The sequence below is a fragment of the Neisseria sp. P0001.S005 genome, assembly GCF_051963715.1.
Map to the genome: position 1 here is coordinate 1 of NZ_JBQCTZ010000642.1, position 423 is coordinate 423.

The 423-nt window shown below is 56.0% G+C and carries 1 pseudogene; it reads left to right on the forward strand.

From position 1 onward, the window contains the following. Positions 1-51: 51 nt before the first annotated feature. Positions 52-423: pseudogene (locus ACTHSP_RS22155) on the forward strand (glycosyltransferase family 39 protein); the annotation flags it as partial.

The following is a 423-nucleotide window of genomic DNA, read 5'->3' on the forward strand; positions in this document are numbered from 1 at the left end:
CCGTCAAACCCTGTACCATTGCTATTCAAACCAACCGTTTTTTGACCTTCCATGCTGACTTACACACCGCCCGATCCCCGCCGCCCCCAAAAAACCCATGAAAAACCATGGCTTCTGCTGCTGATGGCCTTTGCCTGGCTGTGGCCGGGTGTGTTCTCGCATGACTTGTGGAACCCTGCCGAACCCTCCCTCTTTACCGCCTCCGAGTCCATGAAAAACGGTGGCAGCCTGTTGGTTGCACAAATCTTCGGCCAATCCGACTTCACCATCTCCCCTGCTTTTTTGTGGGCGGCAACCGCATTCCAAACCCTGTTTTCGCCTTGGGCGGCCGATGCCTATGATGCCGCACGTTTTGCCGGCGTGGTATTTACCGCCATCGGACTGACCGCCTGCGGTTTTGCCGGTTTCAACTTTCTCGGCAGA